This is a genomic window from Aurantibacillus circumpalustris, from assembly GCF_029625215.1.
Classification (GTDB): domain Bacteria; phylum Bacteroidota; class Bacteroidia; order B-17B0; family Aurantibacillaceae; genus Aurantibacillus; species Aurantibacillus circumpalustris.
In genome coordinates this window covers 367,334-380,320 of record NZ_CP121197.1, presented here as the reverse complement: position 1 = coordinate 380,320, position 12,987 = coordinate 367,334, and the positions used below count along the sequence as shown (strand labels likewise).

Annotated in this window: 13 protein-coding genes; 7 read left to right on the top strand and 6 right to left on the bottom strand. The window is 34.9% G+C overall.

The window, feature by feature from the left end:
• From P2086_RS01545 to P2086_RS01530, 4 genes are all read left to right on the top strand, one after another.
• Positions 1 to 1,020: a tetratricopeptide repeat protein gene (locus P2086_RS01545; RefSeq protein WP_317898666.1), complete on the top strand. Its 1,020-nt coding sequence runs from the start codon at positions 1 to 3 to the stop codon at positions 1,018 to 1,020.
• Between the two features lie 88 nt (positions 1,021 to 1,108).
• The gene (locus P2086_RS01540) at positions 1,109 to 2,140 is read left to right on the top strand and encodes a patatin-like phospholipase family protein (RefSeq protein WP_317898665.1); all 1,032 of its coding nucleotides are present in this window, start codon (positions 1,109 to 1,111) and stop codon (positions 2,138 to 2,140) included.
• Positions 2,141 to 2,244: 104 nt separating this feature from the next.
• Complete coding sequence (locus P2086_RS01535; RefSeq protein WP_317898664.1) at positions 2,245 to 4,143, top strand: putative porin; 1,899 nt, start codon at positions 2,245 to 2,247, stop codon at positions 4,141 to 4,143.
• 100 nt (positions 4,144 to 4,243) lie between these two features.
• A complete protein-coding gene (locus P2086_RS01530; protein WP_317898663.1) occupies positions 4,244 to 5,398 on the top strand; it encodes an aminotransferase class I/II-fold pyridoxal phosphate-dependent enzyme in 1,155 nt (384 codons plus the stop codon).
• On the opposite strand, the gene P2086_RS01525 is transcribed toward P2086_RS01530, so the two are convergent.
• Complete coding sequence (locus P2086_RS01525) at positions 5,399 to 5,983, bottom strand: phosphatase PAP2 family protein (RefSeq protein WP_317898662.1); 585 nt, start codon at positions 5,981 to 5,983, stop codon at positions 5,399 to 5,401.
• Between the two features lie 98 nt (positions 5,984 to 6,081).
• Between P2086_RS01525 and P2086_RS01520 the strand changes: the two genes are divergently transcribed.
• Entirely contained in the window at positions 6,082 to 6,933 is an 852-nt protein-coding gene (locus P2086_RS01520; RefSeq protein ID WP_317898661.1) for a hypothetical protein, read from the top strand.
• A 14-nt stretch (positions 6,934 to 6,947) separates the two neighbouring features.
• Here the strand turns inward: P2086_RS01520 and nadC are convergent, their stop codons facing one another.
• Positions 6,948 to 7,817, bottom strand: coding sequence for a carboxylating nicotinate-nucleotide diphosphorylase (nadC, locus tag P2086_RS01515; protein ID WP_317898660.1), 870 nt, complete (start codon positions 7,815 to 7,817; stop codon positions 6,948 to 6,950).
• Positions 7,810 to 8,184: a DUF4783 domain-containing protein gene (locus P2086_RS01510; protein ID WP_317898659.1), complete on the bottom strand. Its 375-nt coding sequence runs from the start codon at positions 8,182 to 8,184 to the stop codon at positions 7,810 to 7,812. The genes nadC and P2086_RS01510 overlap by 8 nt, the downstream gene beginning before the upstream one ends.
• A gap of 43 nt (positions 8,185 to 8,227) precedes the next feature.
• Here P2086_RS01510 and rlmH point away from each other — a divergent pair, with 43 nt between their 5' ends.
• Positions 8,228 to 8,701 (top strand): 23S rRNA (pseudouridine(1915)-N(3))-methyltransferase RlmH, encoded by a 474-nt coding sequence (gene rlmH / locus P2086_RS01505; RefSeq protein ID WP_317898658.1) that lies wholly within the window; start codon positions 8,228 to 8,230, stop codon positions 8,699 to 8,701.
• A 505-nt stretch (positions 8,702 to 9,206) separates the two neighbouring features.
• Here the strand turns inward: rlmH and P2086_RS01500 are convergent.
• The 3 genes from P2086_RS01500 to P2086_RS01490 form a co-directional block, all read right to left on the bottom strand.
• Positions 9,207 to 11,069, bottom strand: a complete 1,863-nt coding sequence (locus P2086_RS01500) for a PspC domain-containing protein (protein ID WP_317898657.1) — start codon at positions 11,067 to 11,069, stop codon at positions 9,207 to 9,209.
• A 57-nt stretch (positions 11,070 to 11,126) separates the two neighbouring features.
• Entirely contained in the window at positions 11,127 to 11,504 is a 378-nt protein-coding gene (locus P2086_RS01495) for a PadR family transcriptional regulator (RefSeq protein WP_317898656.1), read from the bottom strand.
• A 64-nt stretch (positions 11,505 to 11,568) separates the two neighbouring features.
• Positions 11,569 to 11,934, bottom strand: coding sequence for a hypothetical protein (locus P2086_RS01490; protein WP_317898655.1), 366 nt, complete (start codon positions 11,932 to 11,934; stop codon positions 11,569 to 11,571).
• A gap of 217 nt (positions 11,935 to 12,151) precedes the next feature.
• Between P2086_RS01490 and P2086_RS01485 the strand changes: the two genes are divergently transcribed.
• Positions 12,152 to 12,949, top strand: coding sequence for a TerC family protein (locus P2086_RS01485; protein WP_317898654.1), 798 nt, complete (start codon positions 12,152 to 12,154; stop codon positions 12,947 to 12,949).
• Positions 12,950 to 12,987 lie beyond the last annotated feature (38 nt).

Here is a 12,987-nt window from a genome sequence, read left to right as displayed (position 1 = left end):
ATGAAAAACAGAATTTTAATCCCGCTGATAAGTTTATTTTTGATTTTTTCCTGCACGAATAAAAATGAAGGAGAGGAAGTCGGCACAAAAAAAATAGATAGTTTAAACATTAAATTAAACTCACCAGAGCTGAAGGAAATAAATGCCGAGTTATTGAAAGATGCATCAAATGCTTCATTGTATAATAAACGCGCTTTAGTTTATCTTAAATTAAGAGAATTTCCAGAAGCTGAAAATGATTGTAAACGGGCTATAAAGATAGATAGCACACAAGCTTTGTTTCATTTGACATTAGTTGACATTTATTTCAGCGAAAATAAAACCCGTGATTCAAAAGAACTACTTGAAGCGACTGCAAAAAGATTTCCAAATAATACAGAAGCTTTATTAAAATTGGCAGAATTGTATTTTCTTGTAAGACGTTATCAAGACGGTATTGAATACGTAAACAAGACCTTAAAAATTAATGAAAATCTCGCTAAAGCGTATTACATTAAAGGAAGTATTTACAGAGAGAGTGGTGATACTGCGAGAGCGATTTCGAGTCTAGAAACCGCCGTTGAACAAGACAATAAATATGTTGATGCTTTTTATGATTTAGGAATTCTTTACGGCGCGCGTAAAAATCCACTAGCAATTGAATATTATAATAATGTTCTCCGCGTTGATCCAACAAACCCTACAGCCAATTATGCAAAAGCAAAATTACTGCAAGATCTTGGAAAAATTGACGAGGCTATTAAATTATACGAGGCAATTTTAACTACGAACAAAACGTGTGAAAACTGTTATTATAACCTTGGAGCTATTTATTTGGAAATAAAAAAGGATCCTAAGAAAGCCTTGGAAGAATTTACGAAAGCCATTGAAATAAATCCCAATTACGTTGAGGCTTATTTTGCTAGGGGTTATACCTATTCCAAATTAAAAGATAAAGAAAGTGCAAAGGCAGATTATGCCATGTGTCTCAAAATTCAACCCAATTACGATGCAGCAGTAGATGAATTAAACAATTTGTAAAAATTTCTTTAAAATACTAATATAATCAGAACAAAAAAGTCTGCTTTTAGTATTAAAAAGATAAATTTAGTAGATTAAAAAATTAATTATGAACTTAGAAAAGAAACCATTGTGCATCGCATTACAAGGTGGCGGAGCGCACGGAGCTTTTACATGGGGAGTGTTGGATAGACTTCTTGAAGAAGACTCGATTGTTACTGAAGCGATGTGTGGCACAAGCGCAGGAGCGGTAAACGCTGTAACATGTGCTTACGGACTGCATATTGGCGGGCCAGCTAAAGCAAAGGAACTCATGGATAAGCTTTGGCACAAAGTTGCTATGAGTGGTAGCTTTTTGTTTAAGCCAAGTATTTTTGACCAAATGTTTGGAAACGGCGATATTCATAACAGTCCCGGCTTCATGATGTTTAATTCTATCTCTCAATTTCTTTCTCCTTATAATTTTAATCCTTTAAATTATAACCCACTAAGAGACATTTTAACCGACCTTATTGATTTTGACCAATTAAAATTATACAATAAGAAAAAGCTATTTATTTGTGCTACAAACGTAAAGACAAACCGAGCAAAAATTTTCACTAACAGTGAAATTTCTGTGGATGCAGTATTGGCTTCCGCGTGTTTGCCCTTTTTGTTTCAAGCGGTGGAAATAGATGGTCAGTATTATTGGGATGGTGGATACATGGGAAACCCACCAATATTTCCGTTGATTACAAATACAAGTGTAAGGGATATTGTTTTAATAAAAATTAATTCCATCAACATAAATTCCGTGCCAACCAGCGCACGTGATATTGCAGATCGTGTAAATGAAATTTCGTTTAATAGCAGTTTAATTAATGAAATGAAATTAATTCACTATAGAAACGAACTCATTCGCAATGGCATATTAACTACCGATAATAAAACTAATCGCGAAATTTTCGTGCATACTATCAGTGGATACGAGGCATTAAGTCAAATGAATCAAAGTAGCAAGATGAATATTTCATGGGAATTTTTGCTTAGTCTCAAGGAAAAGGGAAGGCAAACAGCTGAAAAATGGTTGGAAACGAGTTACCACGAAGTAGGTGTAAAATCTACCTTTGACGTCGAGGAGCACTTTTTTGACAAGTTATAACATTTATTAAGTCTGGCTTTTCATATCCTTTGTATTTCTTTAAATCGTGATAGGTAAAATTTTATTAGTTTTACTTTTTATCAGCGTTGTAACAACCTAGGTTAATGGTTCACTTTTTCAGATCGAAAATTTATTGCGTAACGAGCAAGCTGCTTTGTGGCTTTTTTTTATGTCTCAGCACTCTAAATTATGCGCAGGTTTTTTATTCTGTAAATCCCAATTACCTGAAAAGTAAAACAGAACAAAACAATTTACTTACGGAGTATAAAAATAATTTTCCAGATACAGCTATTACGGAGCAAGCCAATTATTTTCCAAAAAATTATATGGGAAATTTAGGACTCGCTTCTCCAGATTATATTTGGCGTTATGGAAGCGATGATATTGGTTTTCGGTTTGTACAATCGCCTCTGACAATTGATAGATTTAAAGAAAGCGAAGTAAGATATTATAGAACCAAGGGTCCCTTTGCCAGTTTAAATGGAATTGCTGGAAGTAAGGAGCTCCAGATTTTTAAAATGTTGTTTACCCAAACATATAAGGGCAAAGTGAATTTTACGATTGGCTTTAACCGATATACGTCTAAAGGTTTTTATCAAAGGCAACAGACTTATGCAAATAATGTTTATTTAAGCAGTAATTATGCAACCCGAAAAAAGAATGCGGGGTACTATTTTTATATTCTCAATAATGGCAATAAAAATTCTGAAAACGGCGGCATTCAAGATGGAGTAATAACGGATTCTAGTTTAGTGTTTGATAAAGAACTTTTTAGAGTGAATTTATCTTCTGCCAAACGCGATAATCGCGAGTTAAAAGTAATGATTAACCCTTGGCTACGCTTAAACAAGAATGATTCAACGAATACGGTAGATCACTTTGTACAACTAAAGTCCAGATTCGAAAACAGTTCTTACCATTATTCGAGTTCTAATGATGCTATTGATAAATTCTACAAAAATACTTACTACGATACCTTGAAAACTAACGACAGCTCGCATGTGAAAAAATTCACAAATGAACTTTCGTATGCCATACTTAAAAAGGATAATAAAGCGGGTTTATCTTTTGGGTATAAAAATGAAATCAATCAAGTCTGGCAGCGCAGAGACAGCGTGTTTATGAATCACATTCTTTTGTCGGATTTTGTTTTTAGAACACCCCTAACTTCAAGAGACACTTTAAACAAAGACACCTTAAATAAAACGGAAAAGTATTGCGAAACGCGTGTTAACTTTCAATATTGTTTAGCCGGCCCTTTAATTGGGAACTACAAAGGGGAGAGTAAGTCTATTTATACTTTTAATCAAAACAAAAAAAGAAATCTGTTTTTAAATGTGCTTTACGAAAACCGAAGTCCGGATTATATGTACAATAATTGGTTAAGTAATCATTTTGTATGGTTTAATAATGGCTTTAAGTCACAACAACAAATACAATTTAAATTAGGATTAGATTTAAATAGAGTTTTTACAACGTCTATTTTTTATCAATCCATTACTAATTATTTATATTTTGATCAAGAAGCATTGCCGAAAAATTATTCAAAACCAATTTCAAACATTGGTTTGAATCTTAATTTCACAAAAATATTTTTTAAACATCTCGGTTTAAATATGAATTATATTTACCAGAGCAGCTCTAAAGCTTCTGTGGTGAGGATTCCAGAACATTCAGCTACATGCAAATTGTTTTACAATGGAAGTTTGTCTCACAATAATTTATTATTACAGATAGGCTTTCAAGTACAAATATATGAGTCCTTCTACGCCTACGCCTACATGCCTTCTACGCAAACCTTTTATTTGCAGAATGATTTTAAAACGGATCGCTACCCATATTTGGACGCCTATCTTAGCGCTCGTATTCGTCCTGTTTCTATTTTCCTAAAAGTTGAAAATGCACTTGCAGCTGTGGCAGGACCAAATTTTTCTTTTGTTCCAGGATACTATCAAAGTGATTTGGCTTTTCGATTTGGGTTGACGTGGATGTTCTTCGATTAAGCCATGGACAAGGCCTGATGGAATCTTCACCGCAAGTCTTTGTCGCGCTTTTAAAATCCATTTCTAATACTTATATTTGATATAATCGGAAGTATAAAATATGTCGTTATACCACCATCCAACTTATTTATTAAAAGCACTTGCAGAACGCGAGCAGAATGGTATTCTTAGAAAACTGACTTGTACCTTTCCAGAAATTGATTTTTGCAGCAACGATTATCTTGGATTTTCAAAACTTGGACTTTTAGATTCTAAAATCCATGCGCAAATAACTGAGCAGGATGCCGACGGAAAGCCAATGGGTTTTGGTGCTACCGGATCTCGATTGGTTAGTGGTAATAGTCGTATAATAGAGGAAACCGAGAAACAAATTGCCTTTTTCCATCACGCAGAAAGTGCACTTATTTTTAATTCCGGTTATGATGCAAATGTGGGACTTCTTTCATCGGTGCCACAAAAAAATGATCTTATTTTATACGATGAAATGATACACGCATCCATTTACGATGGTATTCGTTTAAGTCATTCCACGCACTATAAATTTGCTCATAACGATATGGAGAATTTGAGTGAATTAATCCAACGGCATCGTAAAGATTTTGAGAATATTTATGTGGTGGCAGAAAGCGTATATTCTTTAGATGGAGACTCGGCACCATTATTGGAGTTGGTTGAAATATGTCAGGATTTTAAAAATATTTTTTTAATTGTCGATGAAGCACATGGCATCGGTGTATTTGGAAAGCAGGGTAGGGGATTGTGCAATGCCTTGTCAATTGAAAAGAAAATTTTCGCTAGAATTTACACTTATGGAAAAGCCATGGGCTGTCACGGTGCTGCTATTGTTGGAAGTGATATTTTACGAAACTATCTGATAAATTTTTCGCGCACATTTATTTATACTACCGCTTTGCCTTATTATAGTATTGAAGCAATTAAACATTCTTACCAGTTATTAATTGAAACCAATCAAAAAGATCTTCTGCAAAATAACATCGCCTATTTTTATACCAAAGCTGCTTCTATCAAGAGCATTGTAAAGAGCCAAAGTGGTATTCATGCAATTCAATTAGGAAGCAATGATTTAGTGGATAAGCTTGATAGAGAATTAAAAAGCATTAATGTTCATGCACGCATTATGAAAAGCCCAATGATTAAACAAGGAAAAGAAAGAATTCGTTTTTCCATTCACGCATTTAATACAAAGGCTGAAATTGATAGTTTGATAGACTGTTTGAGTAGATTTTCTAAATAATTATTTGTTATTGATTAGGCGATCAAGTTTCCAAACCAATAATCCAGAACCAATACCCAGTACCATGCCTGCCAGCACGTCTGTTGGAAAATGAACCCCTAAACGCATTCTTGAATAACCCACAATTCCGGCATAAAGATAAGCGGGCACAGCAACGTACCACTCTTTGTAGCTTAGCGAAAGCGCTGTTGCCATTGCAAAAGCAGAAGTTGTATGTCCGCTCGGAAAAGAGTAGGAGCCAGAATGTGTGCGGGCAGTTATTTCAGAAGGATAAGTTTTGTAAGGCCTTGGTCTATCTATGGTATATTTTAACCCGGCCGAAGTTAGTGCGGCAAAAGCAATTGTAATAGCACTTTTGTAACCATTGCGCATCATTATCTCATCCTTTTTTAAGTAACCATTGGCCCAAATTCCAACAACGGTAACCGGTATTAACGGATTTACAGAAAAAGAAAAACCTTCCATGGTTTTATCCCAAATGGGCATCTCTTTTTGATTAAGCGATCTCAAAATTTTAAAATCAAGATTTTGAGCGCAAGCCGATCCAAAAAAAAGAAAAACAGAAATGGTTATTATTTTTTTCATCACTATGCTTTGAATGGAATACTATTTACAAAAGCAAATTACAAAATTTAATCTGTAACCAAAACTTAGTTTAAGAGTTATGTTTAAAAACGAGTAACATGGTACGTTTAATCATAAGCCTATTTTTTATTTTTTCCTTGCAGCTTAGCGCTTTTCACAGGAGTATGTTTTTGCAACAGGCCCTGGATAAAAAACTAGTAACGGCCACAGGTAAAGCACTTGGGGGACATCAAGGCTTCTGCATAAATCTAACCCTTAAAAATTTAACCAAAGATTCTTTGGTTATTTTGATAGAAGCAGGAAGACGGTTAAACTCTATCGAAGACATAAATCAGGATATACTCATTGTAAAACAAGAACTTTTAGCTTTAAAATCGAATGAACTTAAACGAATTAATGTGAAGGGATATTGCTGTCAGGCTTCTATGCATTCGCCTTCAAAAGGAGCTATCTACGATATAAATAAGTTAGCAGATAGCAACCTTGTAAAATTGGCTCGGTACTTAAATAAAAGTAAGTTTGATTTACAAGCAGAGCAAAGTGCCGTTTGGGCCATTAGTGAGAAACGTTCAGCAGCGAACATTGCTTCAGAGAATGATTCACTTACCCAAAGTTTACGTGAAATGGTAGCGTATATCAAAGGCGAAGAATTACCATGGTACCGCATTCTTTCTCAAAATTATGTTTATCAAAACGGAGCAATTTCTTGTATTTATCTCAAACTTCAAGGCTTGGTATCCTTGTCAACTGATCAGGAAAATTACATAACACTGTGCGTTCGCGATGAAAAAGGATTAAATGTGTGTTTGGTGAAAAGTGAATGGCTTAAGGCAGGAGCGAATCAAATCTATAAATTAGATTTGCCTATTAAAGGAATGGCTAGAGGCAAATACAGTCTCGAAATAACTAGTCCCGATAAACAATTATTAAAAAGAGAATTTGAAATTTAATTTTGAAAATAGAATTACTTTACCGCTTTCAAACTCAGATCGAGTCCTTTTACATGATGGGTAAGTGCACCAATAGAAATAAAATCAACGCCACATTTTGCGTACGATTGAATGTTTTTTTCTGTAATGCCGCCCGAAGATTCAACTTCGAATTTTCCATTAATTAATTTAACGGCAGCAAGCGTTTGTTGCGGCGTATAATTATCTAGCATGATGCGTTGCACGCCTCCATGTTTCAAAACAAAGTTTACATCTTCGAGTGAACGCGTTTCTACTTCAATGTTTAATTTTTTGCGCTTGGACTTTAAGTAACGATTGGCTGAATCAATTGCCTTTTCAATTCCGCCAGCAAAATCGATGTGATTGTCTTTAATCAAAATCATGTCATACAAACCATAGCGGTGATTTCCGCCGCCACCGATAAGAACTGCCCATTTTTCAAAAAAGCGAAATCCTGGAGTTGTTTTGCGCGTATCAATCACCTGAGTTTTTGTACCTCGACACAAATCTTGTAAATGAGCCGTTTTTGTGGCAATACCGCTCATGCGTTGCATAATGTTTAAAACCAAACGTTCAGCAGTAAGCATCTTTTGTGTATTTCCTTCAACGATTAAAACAACATCGCCCTTTTTTATTGCTGCTCCGTCTTTAAAAAACGTTTTAAGTTTTGAGCCTTTATCTATTTGCTTAAAAATAATCTGAGCCGCTTCAATTCCGGCAATAATCCCATCTTCTTTGGCAAGAAGTTGCATTTTGCCTCTATGATTTTTAGGAATGGTGGAAAGACTGGTATGATCACCATCTCCAACATCTTCTTTAAAAGCGTTTGAAATAAATTGTTTGAAATTGAAATGTTTTTTGTTGCGTTTAACGAAATCAGTCATTATCGTTTTCGATTCGGAATTGTGAGATTAAATTTCGTCTTATTAAAATTGACACACGAAATTTTCCATTGGAGGTTTCAAGAGTACCGGTAATGTATTGTTGACTATTATTGACAGTACTTGTGTGTGTTCCAGAAAAACTTTTTACGGGGTGTTTTTCGAAAAAATAAATTAAGTTGGCTTCGGCTTGTGACTTGCTTAAAACATCTTCTTGATTAATTAATTTGATTGAAACTTTCTCTTCAAAATATTTTACGAGTTCTGCAGACTTGCCTTGTTTTAAAGCAGAAACAATTTCTTCAGTTAATTCAGTCCCCGAAATAAACAATCCGAAAAACAAAGAAGATATGACAATTAACAGTTTCATTATATATTAGTACAAATTTAATTAATTTTTGCAATTTTATCGCATGCGTATTACATTACTTCAAATCGACAAAACACAAGATAGTTACCTTATGGAAGGCATTGATGCTTATATTAAAAGACTTAAAAACTATGCTACGCTTGATATTACAACAATTAATGTGCCAAAAACGGTGCGACAGAGAAGCTTTAATGAACAAAAAAATGAAGAAGCAAAGCTAATATTTAATCATATTTCACCTGAAGATTTCCTTATTTTACTGGATGATAAGGGCAAAGAATACTCTTCAATGGATTTTTCTAAATTTATCGCACAAAAACAAAATGCTTCGACAAAACGCTTAGTGTTCTTAATTGGTGGTCCTTTTGGCTTTGATAGCAAGATTTATGAACGCGCTAATTTTAAATTATCTTTTTCTAAAATGACTTTTTCGCACCAAATGATTCGTTTATTTTTTGTTGAGCAACTTTACCGGGCTTATACGATTTTAAAAGGCGAGAAGTATCATCATGAATAGCAGCCCGCGAATGTAAATTCTGCCCTTCGAATTCAACACGGAGAGACTGAGACACGGTGGCAGGGAGGAAGTTTTCTTTTTCTACTGCACGGTTTTAAGGTAGTAGTAATTTCACGGCTGTTCAATTACCGAGGGGCTGCGTGAGGCCTGGAAGAGGCAGCCCGGCGCAACAAGGCTTTAGAGTGGCAAAGCGACGGAGGCTTTGGAACAAAGACCCCGCACGCGCGTTCTTGCCACTCTTAAGTTTTGGAAGGCGGCTATAACGAACAGGCCGACCCCTTGGAGTGAAAGGCAGTGAGAGGTTTTAGACGACCTTTCACTTCAAGAGGGCACGCCCAAACAAAAACCATTCTAAGAATTTTTCTTAGTTTCTCATTGATTTTTTTTCATTTATATAAAAAAACCGCGATCCAATTTGCAGCTAGGATCGCGGTTCGGGGACATGAAAAAACTGCCTTTAGTGTGTTTAGTTAATAAGACGGTTTCGAATTGAAAAAGGTTACACTTACTTTTTATTTTTTTCTACTTTTTTGTCTTTTTCCAGTTCTATGTTTTCGTCCGGTGTTTTTATACGGATGCCATCTTCGTCAATTTTAATTTCTGTATGATTGCCATTCACTTCAATTCCATCTTTATTGATGACAACTTTATCTGATTTTCTTCCTCTTCTTTTTTTGCGCGAAGAGTGTTCGTCTTCTTCGTCATCATCCGTATCTAAACCTTTGCAATCAATACACTCTAATCCTTTTTCAGTCATCTTCCAACGACGAGAAATCATTCGGCCATCCCATGTATTGCTTGTGTTGTCAATATCATCGAGTAAATATTTTGTGCTTTTGTCAAAATAAACCACCTTTCCTTTTGGCAATTTAATTTTAATATCCACTTCTTGCGCACGAAATCTAGATCCTTCCATTACAGTAAAGATTTGATCAAAGGAGAGAATGTTTTTATCCTGACTAAAAGAATAATCGATAGATTTCGCATTTTCATTCGCGCCTCTTTTCGTATTGTCTCGGGCACTACGGGTTATTATCATTTCCACGCTGTCAGAATTGCTTTCTGTTACATTAAGACCAGCAAAGCCTATAACACTTAAATTTTTGTTGTTTTCACCAAAGAAATAACCGCTATGGTTTTTAGAAAGAAAGTTTTCTATGTCGTCGTAATTGTCAAAATTAAAGCCCTTAAGATTTTTGTTTCCCGGATTCATCTTTATTATTAGAGTGTCTCCAATGTCATGAAGCGTATACGTTTCCTTTGAACGAGCATTTTCGCTAAATTGTTTTACGGTAGAAACGGTTACATAAAAACCTAAAATAATTCCAAGCGTCCAAATAATTCCAAGTGCTATGTTTAACCAGCGGTTACTGTAATGAATTTTGAATAATAATTTTACACCGCCGTAAACGAGCATCATTACAGGGATTCCGGCAACAATGATAAAGGCTATGATTGCTAGTACATATTCTGATGAGGAATCAAAAATAACTCTTCTCCAATGTATAATTTGGTCATTAGAATTTAAAACAGATATGCCAAATAAACCAGCGAGGTATCCGAATAATAAAATGCCACCAATAAAAATTAAGAAAAGACCAAACAAGCGTCCTGCAATATTAAAGATGGTGTTTAAGGCAGAGCCGATGTTTGAACGCACACTCTCAGAATAAGCCTGACCTTGATTTCTAAACTCCTTGCCTTGGCCTTTCATTTTATCACGCATTTGCTCCGCTTCATTTTTAAACTCCCTTCCGTATTTATTCATTCTGCTTTTTACATCTTCTGCCTCATCTTTAAACGATTTATAAATGGTGTTGATGTTGGCAGATTCGCCACGCATGGCTAAACGGTCAGCAGTTGTTTTAGCTTCAGGAATTACAATCCAAAGAATAATATAAACCCACAAACTCACGCCGCCAAAAAATACGAGTAAAAACATTGCTAAGCGTACCCACACAATATCAATATCGAAGTAGGCCGCTAATCCGCTACAAACGCCGCCAATGGCTTTTTCATCAGGATCGCGGAACAATCTACGTTTTATTTTTTCTTGTGTGTATTCAGTTTGTTCGTCGTTCGAATTACTTTCTGAATTGTTTTCTTCACCAGCAAACTCTTCAGGCTTGCCCATCACATTCATTACATGTTCCACATCTGCCATCAAAATGACTTGTTTTGAAACATTAATTTTTGCTTGTAACAATTCGGCAATACGCGCTTCAATGTCGCTCATAATCTCGTTGCCGCCGTCGGTTTTACTAAAATAACCTTTGATAGTGGAAAGGTATTTACTTAAACTATCGTACGCATCTTCTTCAATATGGAAAATGATACCGCTTATATTTATTGTGACTGTCTTGTTCATTGTAATGTTTTTTTAGTGTTTTTTTAAATTTTTTTCTGAAGTAGAGCATAGCTCACTTCAAAACTTCTTTCCCAGTTCAATTGTTTTATTCACGGCATCAACCAGTTCTTGCCACGAGAGTTGAAGTTCTTTTAAATATTGTTCGCCAATTTCGGTGAGTTTATAGTACTTGCGTGGCGGACCGCTTGTACTCTCTTCCCAGCGGTAGCCGAGTAGTCCCGTATTTTTTAACCGGGTTAACAATGGGTAGAGTGTTCCTTCAACAACTACTAGCTTGGTATCTCTTAGCTTCTCAATAATTTCAGTTGGATAAGCATCGCCTTGCGATAAGATAGAAAGTATGCAGAGTTCAAGAACACCTTTTCGCATTTGAGCCTGAGCACCAGCCCTCTCATTTGCGCTTTCTGTTTTAGATGTGTTCTCTGTGTTTGACATGTTTACTTTATTTAGTGATAAGTGATAAGTGGCGAGTGATAAGTGGCGAGCGATAAGGGAGGTTCTATAGAGTTTTAAAATTCAGAGTTACGCTGTGCACTACATTTTGTTTTAATTTATTCAAATGCAAATTCGAAAACTGTTTTTCTATTTCTTGTTTAAGTTCTTTATTAAGTGTTTTAGCCATTACAAAATTCACTTTCCCGGTTTTGTCTGTGGTAAAAAGAACTTCTATTTTATTTAACTGAACAGATTTGGTTTCGTAACTTGGTAACAATACCTGTGGAAATTTAAAATAACTGCGAATGGTTTTTTCAGTTTCTTCAGTAACCGTTTTTTTACTTGGGTCGGTATGCGAAAATGCAACGAAGGTTGTAAAGAGCAAACTTAGTATTAAGCTGAACTTTAAAAGTGTGATGTGTGTTTTCATGATTTGTTTTTAATGTTATTTTTTATTTTGTAATTTTTATTTATGGTACTTTTTAATTGTAGCTATTATGCGATGCAAACATACGTTATTTTATTAGTACTATGTAAGGCATAGTACTAAATATTTTCAGTAAGCAAGTTAACTTATTGATTATCAATATGAATATTTTTCGAGCGATTTCAATAATTTGGTATCTTTGTACGATAATTTATTAAAAATGCACACTTGGTCTTCGGATTTTGCCGTATTATTTTCACTTGAAGGATTTATTGGCTTAATTACTTTATCTATTTTGGAGATCATTCTTGGCATTGATAACATTATATTTATTTCCATTGCTGTAAATAAATTACCTGTTCATCAACAAAAAAACGCCCGCACGTTAGGTTTGGTATTGGCTCTCGTTGTTCGCTGTATTCTCTTAATGTTTATTGGTTGGATTGCCGGTTTAAAGGACGCACTATTTTATTTGGGAGATTATGGCATAAGTGGAAAAAGCCTGATACTCATTGCAGGAGGGGTTTTTCTTTTAGTGAAGACCTGGCAAGAAATAATGGAAAAAATTTATACTGATGAAGATGAAACTGAATACAAAACAGGAAAAGGTAAAACAACTTTTAATGCGATTATTCTACAAATTATAATTATTGATTTTGTATTTAGTTTCGATAGTATTCTGGCAGCCGTTGGCGTAAGCGGCGTTGTACTTATTATGATTGGTGCGGTTGTAATCAGTATGATTTTAATGATCTTATTTAGCGGAGGGGTTTCGGAATTTATCAATAAAAATCAAGGCATAAAAATGATTGCATTGACGTTCTTATTAGCAATTGGCGGTATACTTCTAGCAGAAGGTTTAATTGATTGTTATAATTTTAGTGTGCCGGAAGCGGAACATGTGGAGTTAAACAAAAATTATGCTTACATAGCTCTGGCCTTTGCCATGCTTATTGAAGGCTTTAATATGAAAGAGCGTCAGGTGAAAAGAAAGAGAGATCTTGGAATTAAAGATTAATTGTGACGCCTCTAAATTTTTTTACAGCTTTCAATCAT

Excerpts from the sequence above, each read along its gene's own strand:
- nadC (WP_317898660.1), bottom strand. The coding sequence starts at position 7,817 with ATGACTGATTTCGTTAAACGCAACAAAAAACATTTCAATTTCAAACAA.
- P2086_RS01525 (WP_317898662.1), bottom strand. The coding sequence starts at position 5,983 with ATGAAAAAAATAATAACCATTTCTGTTTTTCTTTTTTTTGGATCGGCT.
- rlmH (WP_317898658.1), top strand. The coding sequence starts at position 8,228 with ATGCGTATTACATTACTTCAAATCGACAAAACACAAGATAGTTACCTT.
- P2086_RS01540 (WP_317898665.1), top strand. The coding sequence starts at position 1,109 with ATGAACTTAGAAAAGAAACCATTGTGCATCGCATTACAAGGTGGCGGA.
- P2086_RS01520 (WP_317898661.1), top strand. The coding sequence starts at position 6,082 with ATGGTACGTTTAATCATAAGCCTATTTTTTATTTTTTCCTTGCAGCTT.
- P2086_RS01535 (WP_317898664.1), top strand. The coding sequence starts at position 2,245 with ATGGTTCACTTTTTCAGATCGAAAATTTATTGCGTAACGAGCAAGCTG.
- P2086_RS01485 (WP_317898654.1), top strand. The coding sequence starts at position 12,152 with ATGCACACTTGGTCTTCGGATTTTGCCGTATTATTTTCACTTGAAGGA.
- P2086_RS01530 (WP_317898663.1), top strand. The coding sequence starts at position 4,244 with ATGTCGTTATACCACCATCCAACTTATTTATTAAAAGCACTTGCAGAA.
- P2086_RS01500 (WP_317898657.1), bottom strand. The coding sequence starts at position 11,069 with ATGAACAAGACAGTCACAATAAATATAAGCGGTATCATTTTCCATATT.
- P2086_RS01545 (WP_317898666.1), top strand. The coding sequence starts at position 1 with ATGAAAAACAGAATTTTAATCCCGCTGATAAGTTTATTTTTGATTTTT.
- P2086_RS01495 (WP_317898656.1), bottom strand. The coding sequence starts at position 11,504 with ATGTCAAACACAGAGAACACATCTAAAACAGAAAGCGCAAATGAGAGG.
- P2086_RS01510 (WP_317898659.1), bottom strand. The coding sequence starts at position 8,184 with ATGAAACTGTTAATTGTCATATCTTCTTTGTTTTTCGGATTGTTTATT.
- P2086_RS01490 (WP_317898655.1), bottom strand. The coding sequence starts at position 11,934 with ATGAAAACACACATCACACTTTTAAAGTTCAGCTTAATACTAAGTTTG.